Genomic DNA, 22,637 nt, shown 5'->3' on the forward strand with positions numbered 1-22,637 from the left:
TTTTGCAAATTTACAGAAATTGGCTCAGTAATTAGTACTAAAGCGCTTTTACAATACTGCAAGCCGAGGGTTAACTGTTTATAGACTCTTGCCAGAGTAGGGTGAAATCAATGAAATCCGCAACAGATAGCTCCTCGGCTCTTTGATCGAGAAACGGATGCGACTGCATAGGTTCGGGGATTCCCAGGACCTTAAGCGAATTGCTTAGTTTCTTTCTTCTTTGGCCAAAACCTGCCTTTACAATGCGTTTGAAAAGGACTTCGTTTCCTTCAAGGCCCGGCTTAATATTGCGCGTTAGACGTATCACGCCCGATTTTACTTTGGGCGGAGGATTGAACACGTTTTCGTGGACGGTAAAAAGGTACTCCACGTCATAGTAGGCTTGAATAAGTACAGACAGTATGCCGTAGCTCTTTGTTCTCGGGGCACTAGCCGTACGTTCGGCTACCTCCTTTTGAAACATTCCCACTACTGTAGGAACCTTCAGGACATGGTCCACTACATGGAAAAGTATTTGGGAGGATATATTATAGGGGAAGTTACCAATGACCTGGACCTGTTTTCCTGAGGCAAAGGAAAAATCGGTTTTTAGGAAATCCCCAATAAAGCTGGATTCCTCTAGCGCGTCGTAGTGCTGTTTGAGGTAGGCAACCGATTCGGTGTCGATCTCCGCCAAAAACACATGGGCCGGACTCTCTAACAAATACTTAGTCAGTACTCCTGTACCGGGGCCCACCTCCAGGACCAAATCCGAGGGGGTAAGTGGCAACGAATCCACTATTTTCCTTGCGATGTTCTCATCGGTTAAAAAATGCTGTCCCAGGTGTTTTTTTGCTCTGACGTTCATGTTTGGTGGGGTTGGTTAGGGTCTTAAAAATTCCTGAGAAAATCAAACCATTGCTGTGTTTTTTTTAACACGGATTTTATCACTTCTGCCCGCAAATTTCGGAAGTTTTTTTCTATTTTAGCCGAAAAATTTGATTAGATGGCCAAATCTGTAGACGATTTTAACAAGCGACGCCTGCGTTCAAGCAACATCACCGTGGTAATATCCATTGCGTTGGTTCTGTTTTTACTGGGACTTATGGGAATGATCCTTATCAATGCCCAAAAATACTCGGATTATATCAAGGAGCAGCTTGTAGTAAATGCCTACTTTGACGAGAACTACGATGCCAAAGACTCTTTAAAGATTGCAAAGCTGGAAAAATCTGCTTTTGACAAAATTCAGGTTCTTCCTGCGGTAAAGCGCGCTACATACATCTCCAGGGAGATGGCAAGCGAGGAGGCAAAAAAGAGTATGGGAATTGACAGCGAAGCGCTTTTCGACACCAATATATTTCCTTCGTCTGTAGAGGTGGCCCTTAAGCCCGACTATGTCGATCCCAAGAAAATCGACGGCGCCATTCAGCAGATTGCAAGTGTTCCGGGGGTAGTGGAAGTGAAAAACAACTCTTCCCTCATGGTAGACGTCTACAACAATTTGAACCGCATCTTACAGTGGATCCTTGGATTCTCCCTTCTCTTTTTGGTTTTGGCTGTAGTTTTAATCAACAATTCCATCCGACTTAAAATATTCTCCAAACGTTTCATCATCAAAACCATGCAGCTGGTAGGTGCCCGCCGCAGGTTTATCTTAAAGCCGTTTATCCTGGAAGCAGTTCTACTTGGACTTATAGGGGCTTTCATAGGAATTGCAGCGCTACTTGGCGTGTGGTATTACTTCACCAGTCAGATCGGGCAGGAATTCAACCAGAACGATGTGAATTATCTCTATTTAGCCCTTTTAATTATTGGGGTGGGAGTCCTGATCACCGTGGTAAGTACCATTTTTGCAACCTGGAGATTTCTTAAGACGAACATTGACGATTTATACTACAACTAATGGGTAAGAAGATCTACGATGAATCGCAAAGCGGTACAGAGAACCACTCAAAGGGTTATTTTTATTTCGCAAAAGAAAACTATAAATGGATGCTTATAGGCCTTTTGCTGATACTGGTAGGATACGCTCTTATGACCGGTGCCGATGCCAATACGGTGGACGGGAAATACGATCCCGCTGTCTGGAATGAAGGCATCTTCTCCGTAGTTAGGATCCGAGTGGCTCCTTTCCTGGTGGTGCTGGGACTGTGCGTAGAAGCCTACGCTATTCTAAAGAGACCCAAAGACCTGTAGAATTACTGTTTAACTATATACCTACGGCCATTAAGCCTTCGCTAGCTTGATGGTCTTTTTAATACACTCTATGGATTTAATAAAAGCAATAGTTATTGCCATCATCGAAGGACTAACCGAATATTTGCCGGTGTCTTCCACTGCGCACATGATTTTTACCAGTTCCATCTACGGTATTCAGGAAGACGAATTTGTGAAGATGTTCCAGGTTTCTATACAGTTTGGAGCTATCCTTGCCGTGGTGTTTCTTTACTGGAAGAAATTCTTTGACTTCAGCAATCTTAAATTTTATTTTAAACTTGCCTTAGCGGTAGTTCCTGCACTGGTTCTGGGATGGATCTTTGATGATAAGATCGAAGCCGTTTTGGGAGACCCCGTGCCCATTGCCATTGTTCTAATATTAGGGGGCATTGTTCTTCTTTTCATTGATAAGCTGTTTAAAAATCCAGTGGTGGACGATGAAAAAGATGTCACCTATAAGAGTGCCCTTCTGATTGGATTTTGGCAGTGCCTTGCCATGATGCCGGGTACCAGCCGCAGTGCGGCTTCCATCATTGGAGGGATGCAACAAAATCTAACGCGTAAGGCTGCAGCGGAATTTTCTTTTTTCCTTGCCGTCCCTACTATGCTTGCCGTTGCGGTGTACTCGGTTTTTGTAAAGGACTGGAACTACCAAGGCGTAGAGCAGAAGGGCTACGAAATGCTTCTTACAGGAAATAACCTTATGCTTTTCCTTGTGGGAAACGTAGTGGCCTTTGTGGTAGCGGTAGTAGCTATAAAATTTTTCATTGGAGTTTTGACAAAATACGGTTTCAAACCATGGGGTTGGTACCGTATCATTGTAGGAATTGTCCTTTTGGTTTATTTTACGCAGTTTCAATAGTAGATGAGTGTAGAAGAACTTCTTGAAGGCCAGGTCCTTCTTTTGGATAAACCGCTGGACTGGACCTCATTTCAGGCAGTAAACAAACTTAAGTATAAGCTAAAGGCAGAGTTCCGTTTAAAGAAACTCAAGATTGGACACGCAGGTACACTTGATCCGAAGGCTACCGGTCTTCTGATTGTGTGTACCGGAAAAGCCACCAAACAGATATCCCAAATTCAGGATGCGGCGAAAACCTACCAGGTGGAAATCAAGATTGGGGTACAGACCGAGTCCTACGATACCGAAAAACCCGAGATACTTCCCACCGACTACAGCCATGTAACGGCAGAGAACATTCGTGAAGCGGTACTGTCCTTCCAGGGCGAGATTGACCAGACTCCCCCGGTATTTTCTGCCATTAAGATAGAGGGAAAGAGAGCCTATGATCTCGCGCGGCAGGGTAAAGAGGTTGCGATGAAATCCAGGAAAACCACCATCCATTCCATTACGGATTTGGAGCTTTCACTTCCCTATGTGCGTTTTACGGTGCACTGCTCCAAGGGAACCTATATACGAAGCCTTGCGCACGATATAGGAGAGCGGCTAGGCATAGGGGCTTACCTTACGGCCCTTCGCAGAACCCGTATTGGAGAATACGATGTAGCGAACGCACATTCCAAGTATTTAGAATCCGATTTTAGATTTTCAAACGGCGATGGAGAAAATACGCATCAATAAATACCTGTCGGAGATTGGCTACTGTTCCAGGCGGCAGGCCGACGTGCTGCTTCAGGAAGGACGCATCACTATTGGAACTACCCCAGTGGAACTAGGAACTAAGGTTAGTACGGAGGACGACGTACGGGTAGATGGGGTCCCTGTGCGTAAAGACCCTGAGGCGCGCCATACCTATATTGCCTTTAACAAGCCGGTGGGAATAGTCTGTACGACCGACACCCGAAGGGAAAAGAATAATATAATTGATTATATAGGCCATCCCGAGCGGATTTTTCCCATAGGGAGGCTGGACAAGCCCAGTGAGGGACTGATTCTTCTTACCTCAGACGGGGACATTGTAAATAAGATACTGCGCTCTAGAAACAACCACGGTAAGGAATATATCGTACGGGTAAATAAACCCATTACCCCTTCGTTTTTGCAAAAGATGCGTAGCGGTGTACCTATATTGGGTACGGTAACCAAAAAATGTGAAGTGGAGCAGCTCGATACCATGAGCTTTAGAATAGTACTCACACAGGGTCTAAACCGTCAGATCCGACGAATGTGCGAATATTTAGGCTATGAGGTCAAGAAACTAAAACGTATCCGCGTGCTTAATATCCATCTGGATCTGCCGGTGGGGAAATGGCGTGACCTTACAGAAAAAGAACTCTCAAAGCTCGAAGAGATCCTAAAGGATTCGGAAAAAACCAGTGACTAAGAATACTACTACTGCTGGGAGTCCTCTTCGCGGGGTTTTTCAACCAGTGAATCCTTAAGTTTTAATAGCTCGCTTTTTACAAATTCCAGACGGTCGATCATCGATACGGTGGAAGAGACTTTACTATTGGTGGTAAGAGCTATACGCGCGCCGTCCAAAGTATACCCTTTCTCTTTTACCAAATGGTAGATGATTTTTAAATTCTTGATATCCTCGGGCGTGAAATAGCGATTGCCTTTCTTATTCTTCTTAGGCATTAGGATAGGGAATTCCTGCTCCCAATAGCGGATCAGCGACGTGTTCACATCAAAGGCCCGTGCCACCTCACCGATAGAGTAATAGAGTTTATCTGGTAAATTCAGTTTCATAGCGAAACCAAAGATACATATTTTGTTTCGAGCCTTAAAGCCCGTACACGGACCTGATGAAAGTACGTCAATCAACGGACCGCAAAGCCCCTGCGTCAAATAAGATCGGGCGCACCGAGAGGGTCTTGGAAAAAATGCATCTCTAGATGCTATTGTTTCAATATTTTCCGTAAATTTGCACCACTTTTTGTGGGAAGGTCTTCGAAAGTTAACACACTTAAAACTAACATCTTCCATTTTTTTTAGCACCGCAGTAGAAGACCGCTCTAAAAACATGGAATACAAAGATTAATTATTATGTCTGAAAACAAAGACATGGTTCGTATGAACCAAAACGTAGCACCTGAGCAGTTTGACTGGGATTCATTTGAATCCGGACTTGATGCAGATGCGAGAAAAGAGAAAAGTGACCTGGAGGAAATCTACAACGGATCACTTAACGACCTTTCTGATAACGATGTACTTACTGGTAAAGTAGTACGCCTTACAGACAAGGAAGCTATCGTAGACATCAACTTTAAGAGTGAGGGTGTTATTTCTCTTAACGAATTCCGTTACAAGCCAGATTTATCCGTAGGTGATGAAGTGGAAGTAATGGTAGACAGAAGAGAAGACAAGTCCGGACAGCTTCAGCTTTCCCACAAGAAAGCAAGAACGCTTAAGGCTTGGGACCGCGTAAACGAACTTCACGAAACAGGAGAAGTTGTAAACGGATACGTGAAATCCAGAACTAAAGGAGGTATGATCGTAGATATCCACGGTATCGAAGCGTTCCTTCCAGGTTCTCAAATCGATGTGAAGCCAATCAAAGACTACGATCAGTACGTTGGTAAGACCATGGAGTTCAAAGTGGTTAAAATCAACCCTGAGTTCAAGAACGTGGTGGTATCGCACAAAGCGCTTATCGAGGCAGACATCGAAGATCAGAAAAAAGAAATTATTGCCCAGCTTGAAAAAGGACAGGTACTTGAAGGAACCGTTAAGAACATTACTTCCTACGGTGTATTCGTGGACCTTGGTGGCGTAGACGGACTTATTCACATCACTGACCTTTCTTGGTCAAGAGTGAACCATCCATCCGAAATCCTTGAAGACGGACAGACTGTGAAAGTGGTTATCCTTGACTTCGACGATGAGAAAACAAGAATTCAATTGGGTATGAAGCAGCTAGAGGCGCACCCTTGGGATGCCCTTTCTGCAGATATGAAAGTGGGAGACAGAGTGAAAGGTAAAGTAGTGGTTCTTGCAGACTACGGTGCATTCGTTGAGATTGCCCCAGGTGTAGAAGGACTTATCCACGTTTCTGAAATGTCTTGGTCTACGCATCTTAGAAGTGCAGGTGACTTCGTAAAAGTAGGTGATGAAGTGGAAGCAGAAGTACTTACTTTAGACAGAGAAGACAGAAAAATTTCCCTAGGTATCAAGCAACTGAGCAAAGATCCATGGGAAGCGATCGAAGAAAAATATCCAGTAGGATCCCAGCACAAAGGAATGGTGAGAAACTTCACTAATTTCGGAGTGTTCGTGGAACTTGAGGAAGGAATCGACGGTCTAATCTACATCTCAGACCTTTCTTGGACTAAGAAAATCAAACATCCTTCTGAATTCTGTAACGTAGGAGATAAACTGGACGTAGTAGTACTAGAACTAGATACTGCAGCGCGTAGACTTTCCCTAGGACACAAGCAACTTCAGGAGAACCCATGGGATAAGTTTGAAACCAAGTATGCAGAAGGAACTGTGCACGATGGTAAGGCTACCGATGTATTCGATAAAGGAGCTCAGGTACAGTTTGAAGACGTAGAAGTGGAAGCTTTCTGTCCTTCAAGATTACTTGAAAAGCAAGACGGAACCAAAATCAAGAAAGGGGAAGATGCGCAGTTCAAGGTAATCGAGTTCAACAAGGAATTCAAAAGAGTAGTAGTGTCCCATACTGGAACATTCAAGGATGAGGAAAGAAGAAACGTTAAAGAATCTTCTTCTTCCAACAAGCCAGCTGCTTCTTCAGGAGACGAGAAAACCACACTTGGTGATATCGACGCTCTTGCAGAACTTAAGAAGAAAATGGAAGGTGGAGAATAATCCCTGACCTTTCTTAAATACCAGACCCTTCAAACTTTTGTTTGGAGGGTTTTTTTTGTTTCCAAGTAATTGTAGTGGTTATTGAATTTTTCCCAGGAGCGTGCGGATTATCCGTAGTAGAATACTTATTAGTCTTTAGCAGTAGGGCTATAGTGATAAAAAAAATGCTGCAGTCACTACGAATCAGACGGCAGCATTTTTTTTCTTAGAGGTTTTCCAATCTAAAGGAAATACGCTCCCTCTATGGGACTGATCGGAGAATACTCGGGGCGCATGCGCACTACTCCCGTATAATTCAGTAGAGGTTTAGCGGTAAGTAGCCATTTGGGGGCTTTTTTGATTACTCCATCCTCGGGTATGAAATCAAGGATATTCTGTACTATTTCCCAGTCTTCCAGCTCTTTTTCTCTGCTGGATCCATCTTCTTCCTCCTGAGTAAAATCCACCATACCTCCTTCCCATGGGAACACTAGTTGCTGAGCGAAGAGTCCTATGACATCAGGCGTTTGGAACGCGCCCGCCGTCCAGTTGTGGAAAAAGGCAAACGTCATTTGACGGCCTGAGACTTCCTTTAGATCCATATCCACCTCAATTTCCTCGCTGCTGGAGGCTACCACAATGGTGTCTTCATTCTGTACCGACTGCTTGTCCATTTCCTGGAGCTCGGCACCGGTTAGCCTGGAAACCACTTGAGCCAGAAGCCAGGCATTTTTTTCCATAGTGGGATACAGCACTTTACGCGGAGTAAATTGAAGTGCTTTCAGGGTAGATTGTAGCTCTAATAGCACCGAGGCGATCTGCTCGTAACTAGGGGATAGAAAAGTGTATTGGGGATGTGGGTTGAACTCATCTACAGGGCGGGTATGTAAGAGAACGCCGCCATAGAGGATGAAGTGCCACTGCTGAAGATCCAAAGGCTGGTCGGACTTAAACAGAGCGTAGCGGGAAGGCATCTTCTGTGCCTGTTCCACTATTTCCTGCTGCGCTTCTTTCTGCTCGGGATCCGTCATGAGTTGTGGTAGGCGAGCTATGAGCTCTAGTGCGCGCTTAAGGTGGCCCTCAAAGAGCTCAAGGCGCAGTAGAAGGTAGGTGTTCCAGAAATCCGGCTGCGGATCTTCTCTGAGCAGTTCCTTGGCTTTCTCCTTGGCGCCGGTCTTAAAGTAGGAGAGCGCCAGATCGTGCCGGGGCGCAGTGTACTCAGGGAGAAGTTCCAGTGCTTTTTTTAGATAACTTTGGGCTAATACATGTTGGCTACCTGCCAGAAACATCGATCCAAGCTGATCAAAAACCACAGGGTTGTCGGGACTCTTAAGGGCCCCCTCAAAAAGTTCTGAGGCGCCGTGCGCTTCGAGCGCAAGGCTTACTTGCTGCGCCAAATCAAGTAGAGTAGGATGTAAAGGCTCCTCTCTAAGACCTTCTAAGAGTTTGTCGAAGCTCTCTTCGAAGGCCTTTTTAGTGTAAAGTTCCTTAGCTTCCTTAAGTACGCGGTCAATAAGCTCCTTTCTAGAATCAGAGGCATTAAATTCTTCCATTCGGGATTCTTAGATTTTTAATAGTTCGATGGTGCGCTCTGGATCCTGGGAAGCAAAGACGGCATTGCCAGCTACCAATACGTCCGCTCCTGCGGCAAAAAGTTTCGAGGCATTCTCCAGATTCACTCCACCATCAATCTCTATAAGGGCAGTGGAATTTCTTAAGAGAATCATCTCCTTGGTCTGGGCTACTTTCTTATAGGTGTTTTCAATGAATTTCTGACCTCCAAATCCTGGGTTCACGCTCATTAGAAGCACCAGATCCACCTGTTCTATAATGTCTTCAAGCATTGCTACCGGAGTAGAAGGGTTGAGCACTACCCCTGCTTTGGCGCCAAGGTCCTGTATAAGGCTTACCGTGCGGTGAAGATGCGTAGAGGCCTCTACGTGGACAGAAACCAAATCGGCCCCTGCTTCAATGAATTCCTTGATGTAGTTCTCCGGCTGAAGGATCATAAGGTGCACATCTACGAATTTCTTTCCGTGCTCGAGGATGGTCTTCATCACGGGGAAACCAAAGGAGATATTGGGTACGAAGCGTCCGTCCATTACATCGACGTGGAGCCAGTCGGCCTGGCTGCGATTAAGCATTTCCAGATCCCTTTGTAGGTTTCCAAAGTCTGCAGAAAGAAGGGAGGGAGCAATAAGTCTGTTTTTCATGCGGGTATTTCTAATGGTATTTCAGTTTCATTGTGGGATCCAGAGAAAGAAGAGTTTCATAAATAAGATCTATGACATGTGCCACGTCCTCTTTGTGCACCATTTCTACCGTGGTATGCATATAGCGAAGGGGTAGGGATATAAGGGCGCTGGGAACCCCACCGTTGGAATGGGCAAACACGTCGGTATCGGTACCGGTTGCCCTGGATGCTGCAGCACGCTGAAAAGGAATCTTTTTGCTTTTGGCAGCTTCCACTACCACGCTCCTTAAGGTATGGTGGACGCTGGGTGCAAAGAATACCACGGGACCTTTGCCACACCGCTGGTCACCCTCTTTTTTCTTGTCAATCATTGGGGTGGTGGTATCATGGGTTACATCGGTAATGAGGGCCAGGTTAGGCCGGATGGTATCGGCTATCATATCCGCTCCGTAAAGCCCTACTTCTTCCTGTACCGAATTGACGATATAAAGCCCAAAGGGAAGTTTCTTTTTCTTTTCTTTAAGCAGCCGCGCTACCTGGGCAATCATAAATCCTCCGATGCGGTTGTCTAGTGCCCTGCACACAAAATAACGCTCGTTTAGTTCAAAAAACTCGTCCGGATACGTGATCATGCATCCTACATACACCCCTAAATTTTCGACCTCTTCCTTGGAAGTGGCTCCCACGTCGATGAATATGTTTTCCAGTTTGGGAACCGGCTCGTTGGAATTGACGCCACGGGTGTGGATGGCCGGCCATCCGAAAAGACCCTTTACAATGCCTTTTTCTCCGTGAATATGTACCACTTTGGATGGTGCGATCATCTGGTCAGAACCTCCGTTGCGAATCACATAGATGAGCCCCTCGTCGGTAATATAGTTTACATACCAGGAGATCTCATCGGCGTGCGCTTCAATCACTACCTTGAACTGGGCCTCAGGATTGATTACACCGTAACAGGTACCGTAATGGTCCGAGTGGAGTTCATCCACATAAGGCCTTAGGTAATCCATCCAGACTTTCTGTCCCGCGTGCTCCATGCCGGTGGGGGATGCGGTATTGAGGTACTCTTCTAAGAATTTAAGTGATTTTTTTTCAAATTTCATTAAAAGGAACGTTATTTGTTGATTGATTGAGTGATTTTAAGTTGAGTAAAAGTAATGAAATTATACAGAATACTACCCATTGCCATGGTGTTTTTGGCCGGCCTTCTCAGTGCCCAGAACGACACCATAGCTAGGCCCCTTAGCCAATACCCACCCGAACTTCTTCAAAAAGACGAGTTTGGAACTCCCTACTACTACGACGAGCGACAGAAAGCCAAAATTTACGAGATTAACGGAGAGACCGTGGTGGTGATGGACGAGCTAGTCCTACAGAAAAAACCCACGTTCAATAACCAATTGGATATTAACTACTACTATTTTTTAAATAAAAAACTCAATCGAGTATATCCTCTGTTTTTAACGGCTCTCTCCCAATACCGGGAGTTAAATTCTACGCTTTCCAAGATGAGCGGAAACGAGCGCAGGCAATATGCAAAGATTCGGCAGGAGCAGCTTGCAACGCAGTATGAGAACCAACTTCGGGATTTAACGACCAGTGAAGGACAGGTTTTTGCCAAGCTCATGTATAGGGCGACCGGTAAAAGTGTCTACGACATTATAAAGGAACTTCGTGGGGGTTGGAGTGCATTTTGGTGGAACGTAAAAGGCAACGCTGCCGATATTGAACTTCGCAGGGAATACAACCCGTACCGATACCGGGACGACGAATTTGTGGAATCCCTTTTGCAAAGTAACTGGAATATCGGATATTTGCAGCCGTATCCCGGGTACCGGGATTTTAAATTATCCAAAGAATGATACGAAACCTTGTAGTAAAGGGACTCGCCGTAGCGGCCCTTATGGTCTCGGCCCAGAGTTTTGCCTGGGGTACGACCGGTCACCGCGTAATAGCGGAAGTGGCAGAAAACAACCTAAAGCCTTCTGCACGACACCAGCTTAAAAAACTTATCGGAAACCAGAAACTGGCCTACTGGGCCAACTGGCCGGATTTCATTAAGAGCGATACCACCGGCCACTGGAAACATGCCGACGTCTGGCACTATGTCAATATTGCCCCACAGAGCAATTTCCAGAGTTTTGAAAAGGCCCTGCGTGAGCAGAAAGGACCTTCTCTCTATACCGAGATTAAGACAACCTCTGAAAAACTCTCCAACCGGAACCTTTCCAAAGAAGAGCGCGAAATAAATCTGCGATTCCTTATCCACCTGATGGGGGATCTTTCCCAACCCATGCATACAGGCAGGGCAGAGGACCTAGGTGGAAATCTTATCAAGTTGAAATTCTTTGGGGACAATACCAATTTACATTCCCTTTGGGACGGTAAATTAGTGGACCATAATAAATACAGTTATACCGAATACGCAAGAGTTCTTGATGTACTTTCCAAGAAGGAAAAGAAAGACATCATGAAAGGCTCTTTAGAGGAGTGGCTTTACGATTCGCACCAAATTGCAAACAGCCTCTATAGTTACACCGAGCCAGCCAAGAACTATTCGTATGATTATGTCTACCGTTTCCAGTCCACTTTGGAACGCCAATTATACTACGGAGGGCTTCGTTTGGCAAAAGTGCTCAATGAGGTTCTTTAAGGCAGCTTCTGCTGCAGCAAAGTAAAAACTTTCCGGTCAATCGGAAGAACGAATGGGTTTTCCTCTGAGAGGGAAACCCATCGTATTTTCTCGATGCTGGAATCCTTAATTTGAAGTTCCGAGAGGTTTTCAATTTCTATTCGGTAGTAGATGGTAAGGAGCTGCTCCTTAGCGTTGAATAGGGAAACTACATACTCTTCCTGAGTGTAAAAATGCGCAAAGGATTTGGGCCGAAGGTTTAGTTCCTCAAAAAGTTCGCGCGAAAGACAATCCAGAGTCCCTTCACCAAATTCGAGACCTCCTCCGGGAAGCTTAAGAAGTTTTTCTCCGGCATACATTTCCTCTAGTGCCAAAAGCTTATCTTGTTTAATATACAGGCCGTAGACCCGGATGTTCACTTTATGTAGCATAGGTTATTCACTGGGTTTAACAGCGGTGATCATTTCTCTTTTTCCTGGCGGACCTTCCCTTTTTTCGACTTCCATTCCTAATTCCTGCAGTAACCTTCGCACACTGCCTTTAGAGGAGTAGGTGGTAAGAAGTCCTCCACTGCGCATCTTTTTATGTACGAGGGTAAAGAGGGGCGCTTCCCATAAATCGGGTTGCACTCTTGCGCCAAAACAGTCAAAATATACTAGATCTATAGGGGGCATCGCTATGCTATCCAGCTCGTAAAAATCTCTTTGGTACTTGGTAAGAAAAAAACCCGCAACAATCTCCGTTTCCTCTTCCCAGGGGGCTGAGTGGATCTTTTGGTTTATTTCCGAAAGATCAGACCCAGAAAATAGGGAAGGATAATTCAAAGACTCGATTTCCTGAAGAGAAACGGGATATTTCTCTAGAGTATGGTAGTGCACTTTTCTTTTCTTGCCATTTTGCAAAAATGAATTAATTGTTACCAAAACATTAAGTCCGGTCCCGAAACCAAGTTCAAGAATATTGATTTCGTAATTATCTAGTAAATTATATCCAAATTTGATAAATACATGCTCGGCCTCCTGAAGAGCCCCGTGGTGGGAGTGGTAACACTCATCTAAAGTACTGACGTACAAAGTTTTGCTACCGTCAGAAGTTGTTTTAATCTCTCTTTCCATTGCTATATTTGCCAAAATTAAATTAAATTTATATATTTAAAAAATTAAAGTATAGTGCTTAATTCTAAATATTTTTATAAAAATGATAATTCAAAAATCTACTCAGCCGCGCATCGGATCGTTTGACCCGGAAAGTTACTCTTTTGGTGACCACTTCATCGATCATATGATTGTCTGCGAATATCAGGACGGTAAATGGGGTGAAGTGAAGCTAATGCCCTACGGTCCACTTTCTTTTTCGCCGGCCAACATGGCTTTTAATTACGGTCAGGCATGTTTTGAAGGAATGAAAGCCTATAAAGATAAGGATGGAGAAGTGTATTTGTTCCGTCCGGAGAAGAATTTTGAAAGAATTAATAAAAGTGCCGCAAGGCTTGCCATGCCGGAAATACCTAAGGAAGTCTTTATCGATGGGCTAAAAGCACTGGTCGATGTGGACCGCGCGTGGATACCGTACGGAGAAGGAAAATCTCTTTATATCCGTCCGCTGATCTTTGCAACCGAAGAAGCCCTTAAGGCCCGTGTTTCCCATAAGTATATGTTTGCCATAGTGGCTTCTCCTGCCAAGAGCTACTATACAGCCCCTGTATCGGTAAAGATCTCTGACTACTACTCAAGAGCTGCCAGCGGAGGAGTAGGATTTGCAAAAGCAGCAGGTAATTACGCCGCTTCGTTCTATCCGACCAAACTTGCCAACCAGGAAGGCTACGAGCAGGTGATTTGGACCGACGATACTACCCACGAAAATTTTGAAGAGAGTGGAACCATGAATGTTTTTGTTCGGATCGGAGATACGATCTATACGCCGAAAACTTCCGAAAAAATCCTCGATGGAGTCACGCGTGATAGCTTCATTAACCTGGCCAAGCGCCGAGGAATTGAGGTGGTCATTGGAGATGTGAAAGTAAAGGACGTAGTTGATGCGTACCGTAACGAAACCCTTAAGGAAGTGTGGGGCGTGGGCACCGCCGTGGTAACCAGCGTCTTTGAAGCCATAGGATACAAAGACGAAAAACTCATCCTTCCGAAGTTGGAATTTGAAGACAGCTATGCGCTTACCCTTCAAAGAGATCTAGTGGCAATACAAACCAACCAAGCTGAAGATCCTTTTGGATGGAGAGTAAAGGTAGAGCGTCATGTACTGGAAGGAGCTTAATCCACTTTGCACTAAATAACAAAATAACCGGACACCTGTTCCGGTTGTTTTTTTTGCATACAGAAAATTCTTAATATTGCAGGAAAGTTGCTGGAAAGAAAGAAAATACCTAATTCTATCGGTAGCGCTATAAAGAAATCATGGGCAAAAATTATCCAAAAATTTTAATGGCATTAGCGGGAATCTCGCTGATGAGTTGTACACCAATATATAAAAAGATGAACGTAGACAAAGAAATTTATGAAGGACTCTCCGAGGGTCTTTATGCCAACCTTCAAACTTCACAGGGTGCCATGCTGGTAAAACTGGAAGACGAGAAATCACCAGTGACCGTGGCTAATTTTGTGGGCCTTGCTGAGGGCAAAATCAAGAACGATAAGAAAGGAAAGGGCGAGCCGTTTTACGACGGAACCATTTTCCACCGTGTAATTGAAAACTTCATGATCCAGGGAGGCGATCCGCTTGGAACAGGGATGGGCGATCCGGGATATAAGTTTCAGGACGAGAAAAACGACCTGCAGCATACCGGAAAGGGGATTCTTTCCATGGCCAATTCAGGACCTAACTCCAACGGATCCCAATTCTTCATCACCCAGGTTGCTACACCTTGGCTTGACGGAAAACACACCATCTTTGGAAAAGTGGTGGAAGGAATCGAAGTGGTGGACAAGATCGCAGGAGTAGAGAAATCCGCTCAGGACAAGCCAAAAACCGATGTAGTGCTGGAAAAGGTATCGGTATTCTCTAAGGGCGATGCCTATAAGAATTACGATGCAGCAGAAGTATTCCAGGAAGGAAAAGGGCAGATTCTAAAGCGTAATGAAGAGTTTGAGAAGGAGCAGAAAGAAAAAGCCGAAAAAGAGTTTGCAAAGATGAAAGAAGGTATGGAGCAGACCCCTTCAGGACTGCTGTTCAAAATCACCAAAAAAGGTGAGGGTCCTAAAGCAGAGAAAGGAAATACTGTAGCCGTACACTACGCAGGAAAGCTTACCAATGGAACCGAATTTGACAACTCTTTCAAAAGAGGAGAGCCTATCGAATTCCCTGTGGGTAACGGTATGGTCATCAAAGGTTGGGACGAGGGTATTCTTTTACTCAACGAAGGCGATGAGGCTACCTTCCTTATCCCACCGGACCTAGGATACGGACCGCGTGGCGCCGGTGGCGTGATTCCTCCAAACGCATGGCTGATCTTTGATGTAAAGCTGGTTAAAGCGAAGTAAATAGTATACAGTTGAAAGGTAAAGCCCTGAGATCCTAACGGTCTCAGGGCTTTCTATTGTCAGGTAAGACGTGCAAACTTCTGCAGGTCTGTGTTGGCTCCGTAAAGCACCAGGATATCGTCTTTCTCTATGATGGTATCTTCATTGGGAAGTCCCTGCACTGTAGGAACCACACGCTGCTTACCTAGAAAGCTGCGTTCCTGGGTATTTTTTATGGTGGTTAATACCAGTAATTGGTAGTTGTCCCTAAAGTTCACCTGCTGAAAGCTTAAACCTACAAATTTCTCAGGAGCAATAATCTCTACGATACTGTAGTTCTTGTTTAATTCGAAAGAATCCACTACGCCTTTAAGGCATAGTTTTTTTGCCCAACGCTCGGCGGTTTCCTCCTCGGGCCGTACTATTTCACTTACTCCGATGGCTTCCAGAACACTCTCGTGCAGCGGATTGATTGAGCGGCTGATTAAACGGTTCACACCCATGTTCTTGAAATGCGCTGTGACCATAATATTGGCGCCTTCGTCCTCCCCGATACATACAATGACCACATCACTGTTTTTTAAAGGAAGATGTTCCAAGGCAGACTGTTGTGTGGCATTCAGGCATATGGCCAAGGCGAGCTTATCCATGAAGTAATTCACCTTGTCGGGGTTGGTATCTACTCCGATGACCTCATTTCCTTGCTGGGTAAGCTTCTCGGCCAGAGAACCTCCAAAATTACCTAGTCCTACAATAATAAATTTCATGTCTTAATTGATTAGAATTTCCTCCCGTGGGTAGCTGTAGCTAGCCAGTCGGGCCCTTTTAAACAGGGAGATTAGAATGGTGAGCATGGTAACCCTCCCAATAAACATTGTGATAATAAGTACAAGTTTACTCTGCCAGCTTAGCTGCCCGGTAATTCCCAGGCTTAATCCCACGGTACTGTACGCAGAGAAACTCTCAAATGCTATATCCAGTAGCGGTTGGTCCGGATCGAAATGCGCAATCCAAAATACGGACATACCAATCACTACAAGCGATAGGCTCATAACGGCAAAAGCACGTTGCACGGATATGTCGGCTATCTGTCGGTTGAAAATTTCAATTTTGTGTTTGCCTCGTGCCAGGGAAAAGAAATTAAGTGTAGCAATGGCAAACGTACTGGTCTTTATACCACCACCGGTCGAAGCCGGAGAGGCACCCACCCACATAAGGAAGATGATGATGATAATGGAGGAGAAATGCAGCTGGCTAAAATCTATGGAGTTGTAGCCCGCAGTACGCGGAGTGGTGGCGGTAAATACCGCAGTGACTATTTTTCCCAGCAGACTGTGTCCTTTCAGTACATTATCGAACTCCTTATAGAGAATAATGCATGTACCGACTAGGGACAATATAAGTGTAGTGGAGAGGTTCAATCGATTACTTAAGGTGAGAATCCAGGGTTTGAAGCGGTACTGTGTTCCCTGGAGCCTGTAAAACAGCCTTAAGAGGGTATATTTAAAATAACGGAGGGAATTGATTACAATGGGAAAGCCCAGTCCTCCAAATACGAATATCCCTATGATACTTAGCTGAAGAGGATAATTGAATAGCACTCTTTCGTCCGCCATCCCCAGGGTAAGGGTAGAGAACCCTGCATTACAGAAGGAAGATATACTGTGAAACACCGAAAAGAAAAGCTTTTCACTCCAGGAACCTTTAAGTGAGTCTCCTAAAGTAGAAAATATCATCACTGCACCGATAAGCTCTACCAGAAACGTGATGACAATGATACGACGTAGCGTGGTGAAAACTTCGCCGATTTTTTCCGAGCTGGTTATATCACTCAGTGCTATCTGATTCTCGTAGGTTGCCCCACCTTTAAAGAAAAAGCTGAAATAACTAGCAAAGGTCAGAATCCCAAGACCGCCCACCTGAATGAGCGCCATGATGAGCCAATGGCCCAGGGGAGTGAAGTGGGCCTGCGTATCCACTACGATAAGCCCTGTAACACAGACGGCGCTGGTGGAAGTGAACAGTGCATCGATCAGGGAAATACCACTGTAGGTAGCTTTGGGAAGCATTAAAAGTCCCGCACCGAGAAGGATGAGCACCAGGAAACTGCCTATAAAGAGCTGCGCTGGATTAAGAAAGGACCTGCGGTAATTCAGTCGGAAGCGTGAGAAATGGCGCAGCGCCTGAACAAAAATTGCAAAATGGATCCATTCACTGTAGTATCCTTGAAATCCACTGAATAGTTCCTGAAAAAGTGCAACCACCGAATAGAGTACTAGAAGCCCGTCCAGTATTAAAGCCGATGGTTTTCGGCTGCGTAGTCCTTGGTATGCGCTAATTGCCAGATGGAGTGCACCCACCAAAGCAACTGTAGAGAGAAAGACCGCTAGAAGTTCCTGTTCCTCCGGGGAGATTCCAAAACCTATCTTCCACAGTAAAGTGGATAGGGCAGCCATATAGAGTAGTAAGAAACCAAACGCTACTGGTGTGTGCCGGCTTTTTGGTTGGACCTGATACTGCATTTGCTATTATGGGGCATAAAAAAGCACCCTTATTTAATTTTAGGGTGCTAATGTAGATATTTATTTTTTTTTACCAATACTTATCAATCATATAAATAAGCTGGGTCATGGCAGAGGCTCCAAGTAAAAGTTCGCGTCGGTTGACCTTTTCCAGTGTGTCTTCATGGGTGTGGTGGATGTCAAAATACCGCTGCGGATCGGGAAAAAGCCCCGATAGGGGAATACCCAAACTTTTAAGCGGGCCTATGTCCACACCGCTGTGCCGGCGCTGGAAATCGTGTATTCCGTAGGGGCGGAAAAGATCCTCCCAGGAGGTAATCTGTCTGATTTTTTCTTCCTCCATATCCATGGCAATTCCCCGTGGAGTGAAACCGCCCGAATCGCTCTCTATGGCAAAGAGATGGGGTTCCTTGGATTTCTTAACTGCATCTAAGTACGCGTAACCACCCCGGACGCCGTTCTCTTCATTAGCATAGAGAATGACCCTTATGGTATGGTTGTTTTTTATTCCCAGTTCTTTGAATGTGCGTAGTACTTCAATGCTTTGGACTACTCCCGAGCCGTCGTCGTGTGCCCCTTCACCCACGTCCCAAGAATCCAGGTGTCCTGCCGCTACAATAACTTTGGAGTCTTTATGGCCAGTAATCTCTCCAATTACGTTGTAGGAGAGTTGCTCGCCTTTATTGGTGGCCTCAGAGTTAAGAAGTACCTCAAGTTTTTGCTTTTCAAGCAAACGGGCTAATCGGTCCGCGGATTCATTTCCTATCGCTACTGCTGGGACCTTCTTAAGCTCTTCTTCGTAACGCAGCGACCCGGTGTGGGGCTCATCATCGAATGCGGAAGAAAGCGAGCGAATTACCACGCCCACGCCCCCTTTTGCTGCGGCCCAACTTGCCGCCGAACGGCGGTATTTCCCGGCCTCTCCATACGCCTTGAAGGGTTCTACATGATGGTGACCCCATGGGAAATTAAAGAAGACGAATTTCCCCCGTACTTTGTCTGCAGGAAGCATCTGAAATTCCTTTTCACTGGAAACCATGATGAGTTCTGCTTTAAGGTCTTTTCCCTGGGTGCCTTCGGAATTCCCCAAAGAAAGCATCTTGATTTCTTCCCAATGTCCTCCGTTTGTACGAATTTTAAGGGATTCCTTTCCGCGAACCCACACAGGTACCATCACGGGTTGCAGGTACACTTTATCGGCCCCTGCCTGTCTTAGTTTTTTCTCACCCCATACCACGGCCTTCTCGTAGGCCGAAGAGCCGCTTAGGCGGTGTCCAATACCTTTGGTCAGTTCCTTTAAATCGTTGTAGGACTCACCATGAACCAATATATGCTCTGCGATGGCTTTAAATTGTACAGAGTCCTGGGATTTCTGCGCGGAAACTAGACCCGTCAGCAGCAATGAGGAGAGTAATAGATGTTTCATGAAATAGTTTTACGACGAAAATAGGAATTTTTTTTTCTTTCAAGGCAATCGGTGTACACTTTAGGAGCGCGCTTTAGCCCTACAGAAGAGTTAAGGTATACGGAAGAAAAAGTCCCACCTGCAGGAGGATGGGACTGTTCTGTTCGGTTAGTTATAGAGGACAGTACTATTTCATGTCGTACATCACCAAGGCAGTGACCAGTTTGGGTTCGATATAGGTGCACTTAGGAGGCATAATTATCTTATGGTCTGAAATGCGTATCATCTCATTGAAACTTACCGGATAGATGCCGAATCCTGCAGTGAATTTACCACTATCTACCGCTTCCTTAAGCCTTAGGATCCCTTCCGAGGAGCTGGTGCCTTTAATGTAGTCGATACGGTCCGAACTGTCCGTGTCTTCTATACCTAGTATTTCGTTGAAAACCAGCTCATCGAGCAGGTGGTGGTCAATATGGTTCAAGGAAATGTCCTGCGTCCTTAACTCGTGCTTTACGTGTAGGGAGTAAAACTTCCCTCCCAGGTACATGGAAAGGTGGTATTTCTGGGAAGGGTAGTAAGGATGGTCTCCCTTCTCATGGATGTTGAAGGATTTTTCCAAAGCCTTAAGAAAGGCCTCGCTACTCATTCCGTTCAGATCACGCACTACACGGTTGTAGTCGTGTATTTTGATGGACTGGTTGGATACAATAAAGCTGAATACAAAATTATAGGGTTCGGTACCCGTATGGCGCTTGTTCTTTGCTCTAAGATTACTTGCATTCAAGGCTGCAGACCCAATACGGTGGTGTCCGTCGGCAATATAGAAATTCTCTATAGATTCAAGTACTTCCTTGAATTGCTGCATTTTAAGTCGGTTGTCAATTCTCCAGATCTTGTGCTTTATACCCTGACTGTCTTCGTAGTTTAGAATGGGAACATTTTTCTCCTCGTGGTTCATGAGTAGCTCCACCTTGGAATTACTGGGATAGGTGAGAAGCACCGGCTCGCTCTGCAAATTCACTTTTTCAAGGTAATGCGCCAGGCGTTCTTTCTTCTGCGGTATGGTACTCTCGTGCCTTTTTATCTTTCCGTTCCAGAAGTCCTCCACCCAGGTAAGGCCCAGAAGCCCCCTAAATACCGATTTATTAGGATAGATCTGTTCGTAAAGGTAGTAGGCCGAACTGTCTTGAACGAGTTTTTTCTCGCTTAACATCTCCTCGTAACTACTCCGAATCTTGCGCAGGTTGCGGTCCACGTCTTTGCTTTTGCTAAGGACGTAGGGCTTGATCATCTGTATGTAGGAGCTTTCCAGTTGTGCTTTCTGGGTGATTTCTTCCAGGGAGAAATTATCCAGTGGGTGCGTGGGAAAGCGGTCTATATAATCGTCCACGGGTCTGATACCACGAAAAGGTCTGAATGTCGGCATAAGTTATCTCTTATCTTAAAAGTTGGTCTTTTATTTCAATGATCTGGCGGGCAAGTTCCCGGGAAATTTTTTCCTGTGCCTCGACCGTGTTTCCTCCTAGGTGTGGAGAAAGGGAGAGGGCAGGGTTCATAAGGATCTGTACTTCGGGTTGGGGTTCGGTCTCAAAGACATCGAGGGCTGCACCTTGAATATGGCCTGCTTCGATCTGCTCCAGTAGTTCCACTTCATTAAGCACCCCACCACGGGCAGTGTTTACAATATAGATCCCTTCCTTCATCCACGCAAATTCTCGTTGGTCCAGCAGGTAGCCCTCCGTTTTGGGGGTGTGAATAGATAAAAAATCCAAATCAGAGAGAAAGGACTCCATATCGGTTTGGGTTTGCAGCTGAAACGCTACGGGGGGAAGTGCGTGGAACCTTAGTTCCAGCGTTTCGGTCCGCTCGGTGCGGGTAAGCACTTTAATGCGCATGCCCAGAGCGGTACCCATTCGGGCCACTTCCTTTCCTATATTTCCCAAGCCTATGATTCCCAGCGTCTTTCCTTCCAGTTCAAAGGCACGAGCAAACTCTTTTTTAAGTTCTAAAAATCGGCTTTCTCCCTCCAACGGCATCAAGCGGTTGCTTTCGTGCAGATGGCGGGCCATTGAGAAGAAATGGGCAAATACCAGTTCTGCCACCGACCTACTGGATGCTCCGGGCGTGGTAACCACTTGGATTCCTGCGCGCTGGCAATAGGTAAGATCGATATTGTCGGTTCCAATTCCGCCCCGGCCTATGAGTTTTAAATTGGGACATAAGGAAAGTAGCTCCTGGTCCAACTGGGTGCTGCTTCGAACCAGTATCCCCTCGATACCTTCCGAATTAATAAAATCGGCAAGATGCTCCCTGGAGATGCGGTGCTCAATTACCTCGAAGCCTTCCTGGCGCAGTTGCTCCAGCCCTTCGGGATAAAACGAATCTGCAGCAAGTATTTTCATAGGAGTGGGGGGTATTCAATTATTGTTTATAGGGATTGCATGACACTTACTAACACTTCCACGCTTTCTATAGGCATGGCATTGTAGATACTTGCGCGGTATCCACCCAGGCTACGGTGTCCGTTAAGGCCACTGATCCCAGCCTCTTTGCAGCGCTGATCGAACATCTCTTTAAGCTCTGGGCTTAAAAGCTCAAAAGAGACATTCATTACGGAACGGTCCTCTTTCACGCAGAACGTCTGGAAATGATCGTTGCGGTCTATCTCGTTATAAAGCAGCTCGGCTTTGGCGCGGTTTCTTTTTTCTGCGGCCTCAATACCTCCTGTTTTTTCCAGATGGCGAAGGGTCAGAAGCGTGGCGTAGACATTGAATACCGGAGGGGTGTTAAACATCGATTCCTTGGCTATATGGTTCTGGTAATCGAGATACGAGGGAATGGTACGTCCCGTTTTTCCAAGAATCTGTTCGTTCACTACCACAAGGGTAACACCCGCAGGTCCCATGTTTTTCTGTGCTCCGGCATAAATAAGGTCAAACTGGCTGAAATCGAGTTTTCTGGAAAAAATATCCGAGCTCATGTCACAACATACAGGGACAGGTACTTTCGGAAACTCCTGCATCTGGGTCCCGTAAATAGTATTATTAGAGGTACAGTGGAAGTAATCGTAACTATCATCCACCGTGAAATCCTTAGGAATATAGGAATAGTGCTTTTCTTTGGAGGATCCTACAATATCTACAGTGCCCAGTTTTTTTGCTTCTTTTATGGCGTTTGCTGCCCAACTGCCTGAATCCACGTAGGCCGCTTTACCTCCCTGCTCTTTCATCAAATTGTAAGGGGTCATAAGGAACTGCAGGCTGGCACCTCCTGCCAGGTACAGAACGTGGTAGTGTTCTGGAAGCTGCATGAGGGTGCGTACCCGCTGCCTGGCTTCCTCCATTACTGCCACAAAATCCTTACTTCGGTGGGAGATTTCAAGGATGGAAAGCCCCGATCCGTTAAAGTCCAGTACTGCTTGTGCGCTCTGTTCAAACACTTCCTTTGGAAGTATGCTGGGACCGGCGCTGAAATTGTGTATCTTCATGGGTT

The 22,637-nt window shown here is 45.6% G+C and carries 23 protein-coding genes; 10 read left to right on the plus strand and 13 right to left on the minus strand.

The annotated features are described in order from the left end of the window. Positions 1–70 precede the first annotated feature (70 nt). Positions 71–847 (minus strand): 16S rRNA (adenine(1518)-N(6)/adenine(1519)-N(6))-dimethyltransferase RsmA, encoded by a 777-nt coding sequence (rsmA, locus tag IC612_RS07355; RefSeq protein ID WP_194739540.1) that lies wholly within the window; start codon positions 845–847, stop codon positions 71–73. Between the two features lie 138 nt (positions 848–985). On the opposite strand from rsmA, the gene IC612_RS07360 reads away from it, so the two are divergent. The 5 genes from IC612_RS07360 to IC612_RS07380 all read left to right on the plus strand — a co-directional run bounded on the left by IC612_RS07360 (position 986) and on the right by IC612_RS07380 (position 4,484). Beyond that, a complete protein-coding gene (locus IC612_RS07360; RefSeq protein WP_194739541.1) occupies positions 986–1,885 on the plus strand; it encodes a cell division protein FtsX in 900 nt (299 codons plus the stop codon). Further along, the gene (locus tag IC612_RS07365; protein WP_194739542.1) at positions 1,885–2,178 is read left to right on the plus strand and encodes a DUF3098 domain-containing protein; all 294 of its coding nucleotides are present in this window, start codon (positions 1,885–1,887) and stop codon (positions 2,176–2,178) included. The genes IC612_RS07360 and IC612_RS07365 overlap by 1 nt, the downstream gene beginning before the upstream one ends. 70 nt (positions 2,179–2,248) lie before the next feature. Next, a complete protein-coding gene (locus tag IC612_RS07370) occupies positions 2,249–3,061 on the plus strand; it encodes an undecaprenyl-diphosphate phosphatase (protein ID WP_194739543.1) in 813 nt (270 codons plus the stop codon). A gap of 3 nt (positions 3,062–3,064) precedes the next feature. Next, positions 3,065–3,781, plus strand: a complete 717-nt coding sequence (truB, locus tag IC612_RS07375; RefSeq protein ID WP_194739544.1) for a tRNA pseudouridine(55) synthase TruB — start codon at positions 3,065–3,067, stop codon at positions 3,779–3,781. Beyond that, on the plus strand, positions 3,759–4,484 hold the full coding sequence (locus IC612_RS07380) for a pseudouridine synthase (RefSeq protein WP_194739545.1): 726 nt from the start codon (positions 3,759–3,761) through the stop codon (positions 4,482–4,484). The genes truB and IC612_RS07380 overlap by 23 nt, the downstream gene beginning before the upstream one ends. Positions 4,485–4,492: 8 nt before the next feature. On the opposite strand, the gene IC612_RS07385 is transcribed toward IC612_RS07380, so the two are convergent. Next, positions 4,493–4,852, minus strand: coding sequence for a MerR family transcriptional regulator (locus IC612_RS07385; RefSeq protein WP_194739546.1), 360 nt, complete (start codon positions 4,850–4,852; stop codon positions 4,493–4,495). Positions 4,853–5,149: 297 nt separating this feature from the next. Between IC612_RS07385 and rpsA the strand changes: the two genes are divergently transcribed. Continuing rightward, positions 5,150–6,934 (plus strand): 30S ribosomal protein S1, encoded by a 1,785-nt coding sequence (rpsA, locus tag IC612_RS07390; protein WP_194739547.1) that lies wholly within the window; start codon positions 5,150–5,152, stop codon positions 6,932–6,934. Positions 6,935–7,155: 221 nt separating this feature from the next. Here the strand turns inward: rpsA and IC612_RS07395 are convergent, their stop codons facing one another. From IC612_RS07395 to IC612_RS07405, 3 genes are read right to left on the minus strand one after another with little or no spacing between them, the layout of a single operon-like run. Further along, entirely contained in the window at positions 7,156–8,466 is a 1,311-nt protein-coding gene (locus tag IC612_RS07395; protein ID WP_194739548.1) for a tetratricopeptide repeat protein, read from the minus strand. A 9-nt stretch (positions 8,467–8,475) separates the two neighbouring features. Then, positions 8,476–9,126, minus strand: a complete 651-nt coding sequence (gene rpe, locus IC612_RS07400) for a ribulose-phosphate 3-epimerase (RefSeq protein ID WP_194739549.1) — start codon at positions 9,124–9,126, stop codon at positions 8,476–8,478. Positions 9,127–9,136: 10 nt separating this feature from the next. Further along, positions 9,137–10,213: a zinc-binding metallopeptidase family protein gene (locus tag IC612_RS07405; protein WP_194739550.1), complete on the minus strand. Its 1,077-nt coding sequence runs from the start codon at positions 10,211–10,213 to the stop codon at positions 9,137–9,139. A 54-nt stretch (positions 10,214–10,267) separates the two neighbouring features. Here IC612_RS07405 and IC612_RS07410 point away from each other — a divergent pair, with 54 nt between their 5' ends. Then, positions 10,268–10,972, plus strand: coding sequence for a DUF4294 domain-containing protein (locus tag IC612_RS07410; protein WP_194739551.1), 705 nt, complete (start codon positions 10,268–10,270; stop codon positions 10,970–10,972). Continuing rightward, the gene (locus IC612_RS07415; protein WP_194739552.1) at positions 10,969–11,763 is read left to right on the plus strand and encodes a S1/P1 nuclease; all 795 of its coding nucleotides are present in this window, start codon (positions 10,969–10,971) and stop codon (positions 11,761–11,763) included. Before IC612_RS07410 ends, IC612_RS07415 begins: the two co-directional genes overlap by 4 nt. On the opposite strand, the gene IC612_RS07420 is transcribed toward IC612_RS07415, so the two are convergent. Together IC612_RS07420 and mnmD are read right to left on the minus strand one after the other, a co-directional pair. Then, positions 11,760–12,173 carry an NUDIX domain-containing protein gene (locus IC612_RS07420; RefSeq protein WP_194739553.1) on the minus strand — a complete coding sequence of 138 codons (414 nt, stop codon included), beginning with the start codon at positions 12,171–12,173 and terminating at the stop codon, positions 11,760–11,762. The two genes, IC612_RS07415 and IC612_RS07420, sit on opposite strands and share 4 nt — an antisense overlap. A gap of 3 nt (positions 12,174–12,176) precedes the next feature. Further along, positions 12,177–12,857, minus strand: coding sequence for a tRNA (5-methylaminomethyl-2-thiouridine)(34)-methyltransferase MnmD (gene mnmD / locus IC612_RS07425; protein WP_194739587.1), 681 nt, complete (start codon positions 12,855–12,857; stop codon positions 12,177–12,179). Between the two features lie 82 nt (positions 12,858–12,939). On the opposite strand from mnmD, the gene IC612_RS07430 reads away from it, so the two are divergent. Together IC612_RS07430 and IC612_RS07435 are read left to right on the plus strand one after the other, a co-directional pair. Next, positions 12,940–14,013 carry a branched-chain amino acid aminotransferase gene (locus IC612_RS07430; protein WP_194739554.1) on the plus strand — a complete coding sequence of 358 codons (1,074 nt, stop codon included), beginning with the start codon at positions 12,940–12,942 and terminating at the stop codon, positions 14,011–14,013. A 218-nt stretch (positions 14,014–14,231) separates the two neighbouring features. Next, positions 14,232–15,236 carry a peptidylprolyl isomerase gene (locus IC612_RS07435; RefSeq protein WP_194739588.1) on the plus strand — a complete coding sequence of 335 codons (1,005 nt, stop codon included), beginning with the start codon at positions 14,232–14,234 and terminating at the stop codon, positions 15,234–15,236. 59 nt (positions 15,237–15,295) lie between these two features. Here the strand turns inward: IC612_RS07435 and IC612_RS07440 are convergent, their stop codons facing one another. The 6 genes from IC612_RS07440 to serC all read right to left on the minus strand — a co-directional run bounded on the left by IC612_RS07440 (position 15,296) and on the right by serC (position 22,632). Beyond that, on the minus strand, positions 15,296–15,982 hold the full coding sequence (locus IC612_RS07440; protein WP_194739555.1) for a potassium channel family protein: 687 nt from the start codon (positions 15,980–15,982) through the stop codon (positions 15,296–15,298). Positions 15,983–15,985: 3 nt separating this feature from the next. Next, entirely contained in the window at positions 15,986–17,737 is a 1,752-nt protein-coding gene (locus IC612_RS07445; RefSeq protein WP_194739556.1) for a TrkH family potassium uptake protein, read from the minus strand. A gap of 70 nt (positions 17,738–17,807) precedes the next feature. After that, positions 17,808–19,163, minus strand: coding sequence for a M20/M25/M40 family metallo-hydrolase (locus tag IC612_RS07450; RefSeq protein ID WP_194739557.1), 1,356 nt, complete (start codon positions 19,161–19,163; stop codon positions 17,808–17,810). A gap of 166 nt (positions 19,164–19,329) precedes the next feature. Then, a complete protein-coding gene (locus tag IC612_RS07455; protein ID WP_194739558.1) occupies positions 19,330–20,571 on the minus strand; it encodes a DUF1015 domain-containing protein in 1,242 nt (413 codons plus the stop codon). A 10-nt stretch (positions 20,572–20,581) separates the two neighbouring features. Then, positions 20,582–21,547: an NAD(P)-dependent oxidoreductase gene (locus IC612_RS07460; protein ID WP_194739559.1), complete on the minus strand. Its 966-nt coding sequence runs from the start codon at positions 21,545–21,547 to the stop codon at positions 20,582–20,584. Between the two features lie 26 nt (positions 21,548–21,573). After that, entirely contained in the window at positions 21,574–22,632 is a 1,059-nt protein-coding gene (gene serC / locus IC612_RS07465) for a 3-phosphoserine/phosphohydroxythreonine transaminase (protein ID WP_194739560.1), read from the minus strand. Positions 22,633–22,637 lie beyond the last annotated feature (5 nt).

Origin of the sequence: Planobacterium oryzisoli (assembly GCF_015354315.1) — a bacterium.
GTDB lineage: Bacteria > Bacteroidota > Bacteroidia > Flavobacteriales > Weeksellaceae > Planobacterium_A > Planobacterium_A oryzisoli.

Coding starts and splice junctions, on each gene's coding strand:
- rsmA (WP_194739540.1), bottom strand. CDS start 847: ATGAACGTCAGAGCAAAAAAACACCTGGGACAGCATTTTTTAACCGAT.
- IC612_RS07360 (WP_194739541.1), top strand. CDS start 986: ATGGCCAAATCTGTAGACGATTTTAACAAGCGACGCCTGCGTTCAAGC.
- IC612_RS07365 (WP_194739542.1), top strand. CDS start 1,885: ATGGGTAAGAAGATCTACGATGAATCGCAAAGCGGTACAGAGAACCAC.
- IC612_RS07370 (WP_194739543.1), top strand. CDS start 2,249: ATGGATTTAATAAAAGCAATAGTTATTGCCATCATCGAAGGACTAACC.
- truB (WP_194739544.1), top strand. CDS start 3,065: ATGAGTGTAGAAGAACTTCTTGAAGGCCAGGTCCTTCTTTTGGATAAA.
- IC612_RS07380 (WP_194739545.1), top strand. CDS start 3,759: ATGGAGAAAATACGCATCAATAAATACCTGTCGGAGATTGGCTACTGT.
- IC612_RS07385 (WP_194739546.1), bottom strand. CDS start 4,852: ATGAAACTGAATTTACCAGATAAACTCTATTACTCTATCGGTGAGGTG.
- rpsA (WP_194739547.1), top strand. CDS start 5,150: ATGTCTGAAAACAAAGACATGGTTCGTATGAACCAAAACGTAGCACCT.
- IC612_RS07395 (WP_194739548.1), bottom strand. CDS start 8,466: ATGGAAGAATTTAATGCCTCTGATTCTAGAAAGGAGCTTATTGACCGC.
- rpe (WP_194739549.1), bottom strand. CDS start 9,126: ATGAAAAACAGACTTATTGCTCCCTCCCTTCTTTCTGCAGACTTTGGA.
- IC612_RS07405 (WP_194739550.1), bottom strand. CDS start 10,213: ATGAAATTTGAAAAAAAATCACTTAAATTCTTAGAAGAGTACCTCAAT.
- IC612_RS07410 (WP_194739551.1), top strand. CDS start 10,268: ATGAAATTATACAGAATACTACCCATTGCCATGGTGTTTTTGGCCGGC.
- IC612_RS07415 (WP_194739552.1), top strand. CDS start 10,969: ATGATACGAAACCTTGTAGTAAAGGGACTCGCCGTAGCGGCCCTTATG.
- IC612_RS07420 (WP_194739553.1), bottom strand. CDS start 12,173: ATGCTACATAAAGTGAACATCCGGGTCTACGGCCTGTATATTAAACAA.
- mnmD (WP_194739587.1), bottom strand. CDS start 12,857: ATGGAAAGAGAGATTAAAACAACTTCTGACGGTAGCAAAACTTTGTAC.
- IC612_RS07430 (WP_194739554.1), top strand. CDS start 12,940: ATGATAATTCAAAAATCTACTCAGCCGCGCATCGGATCGTTTGACCCG.
- IC612_RS07435 (WP_194739588.1), top strand. CDS start 14,232: ATGAACGTAGACAAAGAAATTTATGAAGGACTCTCCGAGGGTCTTTAT.
- IC612_RS07440 (WP_194739555.1), bottom strand. CDS start 15,982: ATGAAATTTATTATTGTAGGACTAGGTAATTTTGGAGGTTCTCTGGCC.
- IC612_RS07445 (WP_194739556.1), bottom strand. CDS start 17,737: ATGCAGTATCAGGTCCAACCAAAAAGCCGGCACACACCAGTAGCGTTT.
- IC612_RS07450 (WP_194739557.1), bottom strand. CDS start 19,163: ATGAAACATCTATTACTCTCCTCATTGCTGCTGACGGGTCTAGTTTCC.
- IC612_RS07455 (WP_194739558.1), bottom strand. CDS start 20,571: ATGCCGACATTCAGACCTTTTCGTGGTATCAGACCCGTGGACGATTAT.
- IC612_RS07460 (WP_194739559.1), bottom strand. CDS start 21,547: ATGAAAATACTTGCTGCAGATTCGTTTTATCCCGAAGGGCTGGAGCAA.
- serC (WP_194739560.1), bottom strand. CDS start 22,632: ATGAAGATACACAATTTCAGCGCCGGTCCCAGCATACTTCCAAAGGAA.